Genomic DNA, 5191 nt, shown 5'->3' with positions numbered 1-5191 from the left:
TTTCCATCAGCGCCAACACGTGGCCGCTGCCGGAGCCGTGCACCACCATGAAGGCATTGGGACCGGTGCGGTAGATCACGCAGTCGTCGACGAACTTGCCGGCTTCGTTGAGCATGGTGGCGTAGACGCTCTTGCCCGGGTAGACCTTGGAAATGTCGCGGCTGGTGGCGTATTCCAAGAGGCTTTCGGCATGCGGGCCGACGTAGTGCACCTTCTTCAGCCCGGATACGTCCATCAGGCCGGCGCGAGTGCGGATCGCCTCGTGCTCGTCGGCCAGGTCGCTGGGCATAGGTCCAGGCGGTCCCCATGCCGCTCCAGTCCTCGAGCTTGGAACCCAGTGCGCGGTGACGCTCGGCAAGGGCGGAAATACGCCAGGAATTGGCCATGTCTGTGTCTCCTGTTGGCCTGCGCATGCAGGAAATGGATTCAGGCGGCCTGGGCCTGCGGGTCGAACTGGCGCAGCCAATCCACCACAGTCTGGCGATAGCGGGTCAGGCCCTTGTAGTCGGCGATCTCGTCCGGCAGGTCGCGCAATACGCGGTGCAGGCGGCAGGCCCAGGCCGGATTGGTTGCCAGCTCCTCGAGGCTGATCAGATAGTGGCGGAAGCCGAACAGCAGCGCATTGCTGCGCGGCAGGCGCGGCATGAACTGCAGCTCGACGTGCAGGTGCACCAGGCGCGCGACGTTCTCCGGCGTCACCAGACCGAGCTCATGGCCCCACTCGTGGAAGGTCTCCGAGGAGATGTCCAGGCGCGGGTTGATGGTCATGGTCCAGCTCAGGCGACGCACCGGCTGGCCGACCTGGATGTTGAGCAGGTACTTCAACGCACGGTCGAACACGCCGAGCTGGTGCGCCACGCCCGGTACCGGGGCATGCCACTGCTTGAAGCTCATGCCGGCGTCGAACTTGATCGACCAGTTCGGCGCGAAGGTGACCATGCCGGCGTCCATGAACAGGTCGCCGTCGCGCTGATCGAGCACGGCGAAATCGCCCTGCGCCTGGCGCGTGATGTACTCCAGCGGCTCGTAGGGCAAGGTGCTGGCATCGCCGAAGGTGAAGCGCTGCTCGATGCCCAGCGGGCGGTTGATCCACAGCCATCGATCGCCCTCGCGCTGCAGGGCGAAATGCTCGGGGTAGTCGGCGGCCAGGTGCTCCATCAACATTTCCAGGGTGTCCCAGGCGGCCTGGGCCATGTGCGGCATCATCAGGCAGCGCTGCGGGTCGCGCTCCAGCACGCGGGCGCGCTCGGCCATCTCCGAGACGTAGTGCTCGTCGATGTCGAACCAGTGCTCGAACACCGAACCCGGCTCACGCGGCGTGGCCGGCTCGATATTGACCGAGTACATGTAGCTGTCCTCGGGAAACGGAAAGGGAAAGCGGGCAATGGCCTGCGGGCTGTTGCTGAAGGTGAAATCGTCGCGATAGGTTTCCACGGGTTTCATTACGACGGGCATGACTCTCTCCTGAAGGGTGCGCTGAGTGCACCGGTCACAATCGTTGTGGTGCGCACGGCGCACCCTACAAATCGAGCAGCAGCGTGCCGCGGCAGCCGCCACGGGAAACGCAGGGCATCAGCGCCTCACCGCGCTGCTGCTCATCCAGGTAGTGATCGCGGTGCTCCACCTCGCCGCTCAGGTAGCGCGTGGTGCATTGCCCGCATACCCCGCCCCGGCACAGGTTGGGCACCTCGACACCGGCCGCCTCCAGCGCTTCGAGCAGGCTGTGGTCGCCCGGCACCTGCAGACGCTGGCCACTGCGCGCCAACTCGACGGTGAAGGGCTGGCCCGGCTCGGGTGCGGCGAAGGCCTCCCAGTGCAGGCGCCCGTCCGACCAGCCGTGGGCGCCAGCCAAAGTCTTGAGTTCATCGAGCAGGCGCTGCGGGCCGCAGACGTAAAGGTGACTGCCAAGCGGCTTGCCGGCGAACAGGCTGGTGCAGTCCAGGCGCTGGCCGGCAGCGGCGTCGTAGCCATGAAAGCGCTCGCCCAGGCGTTCGCGCAGCTCGCCGGCGTAGGCGTCGGTCAGGCCGCTGCGGTAGGCGTAGTGCAGTTCGAACGAAGCACCTTGCGCGCCGAGCTCAGCCAGATAGGCCATGAAGGGTGTGATGCCGATGCCACCGGCCACCAGAATGTGGTGACGGGCCTGCGAATGCAGGGCGAAGAGGTTGCTCGGCGCACCGATCTGCAGACGGTCGCCGACCCGCACCTGCTCGTGCAGGTAACGCGAACCGCCGCGCGAGGCCTCCTGCAGGCGCACGGCGATGCGGTACGCACCAGTGTCGCGCGGGTCGCCCAGCAGCGAATAGGCGTTGCGCAGCGTGCGCCCCTCGGTGGGCAAAATCACCTGCACGTGACTGCCGCAGGAAAAGCCCGGCAGCGTGCCGTCGATCGCGCGGAAGCTGAACTCGCGCACCACCGGGGTCAGTTGACGCACGTCGGTGACCTGCACCTCGATCATCGCGCTCATGACCGCACCTCCGGCGCATAGGGGCTGTCCGGGTCGATGCAGACGCCCATGTAGGCGCCGAGGCGCTGGGAGAAATGCTCACGGACGAATAACTTCACCCGGCACTGGCCACAGGTGCACTCGCCTTCGCTGCCGATGTCCTGAATATGCCCGCAGTGCACGCAGTACAGGCGGCGTCGCGCGCCCTGCTTGAACAGTTCGATCTCGTCGCCGAGCAGGCCGGCCTGCCGCGCCAGGCGATGAACGTGCCAGAGAAAGCTTTCATCGCCACAGACGTACAAGCGGGTGCCGGCCTGGGCCTGCTCCAGCAGCATCTGCAAGCGCAGGTACAGCGCTTCGCTGCTGGGCAGGCTCTCCTGCTCGACACTGCCCGGCAACGTCTCGCCCAGGCACAGCAGCAGAGTCGGCGCAGGGTGGTGGAGCAGCCTGGTGGCCAGGCTCGCCTGCTGCGCCACCACGATACGGCGACTGGCCGTATGTCGGGACACCTCGGTGGCATAACGTGGGGTACTGAACATGGGTTCGGCACTGGATGCTGTCATCGGAAACCCTCCGGGTGAGAGCAAGGCGATGGTCGGTTTGCTCCAGAGAAAATTCCCCTGGAGAACTTTTTGTTCTTACAGAGAAAGCATGAGCCGGCGCCCTCCTCGGCCACCGCCTTGAGGCCCGAGACCGGCACCGACTTGGTCTTGGCCGCGCCGTGGATATCGACGAACTGAGCCAGCACGTACTTGATGCCGTGCTGGTCGATGATTTTCTGGGTTTCGCTGGGCAACATGGTTGGGGCCTCCGGTGGCGTCGCCATTATTCCGCTGGGGAATTTTAATTTCCCCAAAAGAAATGCAAGCAGCTTGCCAACCTCTCCCTACCTGTTCGAAATCCCCTGAAAGCCCGTCATTCTTCTATCCGTGAAGGAAAGATGCTTTCATAGGAGGAAATTAAAACCGTGAAAATGCACCGAAGAAAGGCATCCCGCACATTCTCAGTGCGAATTTTTTATTCACAAGAAGATAAAAGCACGCATGACGACTTCTACAGAAATCCCTCCCCGTCTCAAGCTCGAGCAATACCTGGGCATGCAGATCCGCCGCCAGCGGCAGGCGCAGGAACTGAAGATCGCCGATGTGGCACGCATCGCCGGCATCAGCCAGGGCATGCTGAGCAAGATCGAAAACGCCCAGGTCTCCACCAGCCTCGACACCCTGAGCCGTCTCTGCGATGTGCTCGGCATGCCCATGTCGAAACTGTTCAGCCAGTATGACCAGCAAGGTGGCAGCGCCCTGCTGGTGAAAGGCGGCGAAGGCCTGGAAGTGGTGCGCCGTGGCACCGACAAGGGTCACACCTATCGTCTGCTCAATCACACCCGTGGGCCGAAGAAGAGCTTCGAGGCCTATCAGGCCGTTGAAAAAAGCCAGAGCCCGCGTGGCTCTGGCAAAATGGCGGCCATCCTCTTCTGCCGAAGCCAGCCCAAGCCGATGCGTGGACTCGACCTCAAACAAAACGAGCTGTTCAGTTATACGACGCTGGAGCAGCGCATCCCGAACGATCACCCGCTGCGTCCCCTGCGAGGCCTGGTCGATACCGTTCTGGCTTCGATGGATCGGGACTTCGACGGGCTGTACTCCACCCTGGGACGGGCCTCGATTGCGCCGGAGCGGCTGCTGCGCGCCTCGTTGCTGCAGGTGATTTACACCATTCGCTCCGAGCGGCAGTTGGTCGAGCAGATTGATTTCAACCTGCTGTTTCGCTGGTTCGTCGGCTTGTCGATGGACGAGCGCATGTGGGATCACTCGACCTTCAGCCAGAACCGTGACCGCTTGTTCAACCAGGATGTAGCGCGGCTGTTCTTCCAGCGCATCAAGTCGCTGGCCGCATGGTCCGAGTACGCCAGCAACGAGCATTTCAGCGTCGATGGCACGCTGATCGACGCCTGGGCCTCGCACAAGTCCTTTATCAAGAAGGATGGCGGCGACCCACCGGAGGATGGCACGCGCAACCCCGATGCCGACTTCAAGGGCGAGAAGCGCAGCAACGCGACCCACCAATCGACCAGCGATCCCGAGGCCCGGCTGGCGCGCAAGAGCAATGGCGATGCCAGTCGTCTGGCGCACATGGCCCACACGATGATGGAGCACCGCAACGGTCTGATCGTGGATGTGGAATGCACCGAGTTCAATGGACGTGCCGAGGTAGAGGCGGCGCTGGAGATGCTGGAGCGCACGGCCAAGCCGGGCAGCACGGTAGGTGCAGACAAGAATTACGACCAGAAGCGTTTCGTGCAGAGGGCGCGCGAGCTGAAAGTGACACCGCATGTGGCGCAGAAGCGCAAGGGCAGCGCCATCGATGGGCGCACCACGCGGCATCCGGGGTATGCCGCCAGCCAGAAGATCCGCAAGCGGATCGAAGAAGGTTTTGGCTGGCTGAAGACGGTTGGCGGCCTGCGCAAGACCAAGCTGATCGGTCGCGCCAAGCTGAGTGCTCAGTTATTGCTGGGTTTCTCGGTCTACAACCTGATCCGACTGGGTAGCCTGTCGGGTTGGTGGCGAGGATCGCATGTATAGGGCGAGTTACGCCCCAAAAACGCCGAAAGGCGTGAACGTGGTGCTGAAACCTGTCAAAAAGGCCTGAAGTCAGGCCTTGTGTGGACTCCGTTAGGCCAAAGCGCTTGAAAAAGCGCCAAACCGGACGGGTTGGGGCAGTTGAAGCCGAGTGTTGCCGCTGACCGAA

4 protein-coding genes and 3 pseudogenes are annotated in these 5191 nt (G+C 63.2%); 2 read left to right on the top strand and 5 right to left on the bottom strand.

The features are described 5' to 3' along the window. The 5 genes and pseudogenes from GYA94_RS26330 to GYA94_RS26310 form a co-directional block, all read right to left on the bottom strand. A pseudogene (locus GYA94_RS26330) lies at window positions 1-358 on the bottom strand (hypothetical protein); the annotation flags it as partial. A 68-nt stretch (window positions 359-426) separates the two neighbouring features. Further along, a complete protein-coding gene (locus GYA94_RS26325; protein ID WP_073675587.1) occupies window positions 427-1455 on the bottom strand; it encodes a heme-dependent oxidative N-demethylase family protein in 1029 nt (342 codons plus the stop codon). A 64-nt stretch (window positions 1456-1519) separates the two neighbouring features. Next, on the bottom strand, window positions 1520-2464 hold the full coding sequence (locus GYA94_RS26320; RefSeq protein ID WP_042921414.1) for a PDR/VanB family oxidoreductase: 945 nt from the start codon (window positions 2462-2464) through the stop codon (window positions 1520-1522). Continuing rightward, complete coding sequence (locus GYA94_RS26315) at window positions 2461-3006, bottom strand: dimethylamine monooxygenase subunit DmmA family protein (protein WP_073675588.1); 546 nt, start codon at window positions 3004-3006, stop codon at window positions 2461-2463. The genes GYA94_RS26320 and GYA94_RS26315 overlap by 4 nt, the downstream gene beginning before the upstream one ends. A gap of 92 nt (window positions 3007-3098) precedes the next feature. Further along, a pseudogene (locus tag GYA94_RS26310) lies at window positions 3099-3242 on the bottom strand (type III glutamate--ammonia ligase); the annotation flags it as partial. Window positions 3243-3486: 244 nt separating this feature from the next. Between GYA94_RS26310 and GYA94_RS27775 the strand changes: the two are divergent. Beyond that, window positions 3487-3858 (top strand): annotated as a pseudogene (locus GYA94_RS27775) (helix-turn-helix domain-containing protein); the annotation flags it as partial. 81 nt (window positions 3859-3939) lie between these two features. Continuing rightward, window positions 3940-5025, top strand: a complete 1086-nt coding sequence (locus tag GYA94_RS26305; RefSeq protein ID WP_011913346.1) for an IS5-like element ISPst12 family transposase — start codon at window positions 3940-3942, stop codon at window positions 5023-5025. The last annotated feature ends 166 nt before the right edge of the window (window positions 5026-5191 follow it).

The organism is Pseudomonas juntendi (assembly GCF_009932375.1).
Lineage (GTDB): Bacteria > Pseudomonadota > Gammaproteobacteria > Pseudomonadales > Pseudomonadaceae > Aquipseudomonas > Aquipseudomonas juntendi.
The sequence above is the reverse complement of the archived record's forward strand: the minus strand, read 5'-3'. Positions and strand labels throughout refer to the sequence as shown.